Annotated in this window: 1 pseudogene; it reads right to left on the bottom strand. The window is 36.6% G+C overall.

The features are described 5' to 3' along the window. A pseudogene (locus tag SB659_RS19495) lies at positions 1 to 273 on the bottom strand (hypothetical protein); the annotation flags it as partial.

The raw sequence follows: 273 nt of genomic DNA, 5'->3' as shown, positions 1-273 counted from the left end.
ATCCGGCTGCCGGAATTAAAGCGTTGGAGTTTCTGTACAGCACTAAACCTGCTGAAATTCCTACCCACGAGATGAAGATAATTGCTTCATATCCGTTACTCCAAGGCGCATGTCCAGAAATATACCATCTTGCTACCAATCCTAAGAAATGACAGATATACCCGATTAACCCTAAAGCAATGATGATTTTGATGATTTTATTTAAGAGCTTATTAGATTTAAATAGTTCAACAAAACCTAATATTAACAACAATCCACCAATGATGGTATAGA

The sequence above is a fragment of the Arthrobacter sp. SIMBA_036 genome, from assembly GCF_046535135.1.
Taxonomy (GTDB): domain Bacteria; phylum Actinomycetota; class Actinomycetes; order Actinomycetales; family Micrococcaceae; genus Arthrobacter.
The sequence above is the reverse complement of the archived record's forward strand: the minus strand, read 5'-3'. Positions and strand labels throughout refer to the sequence as shown.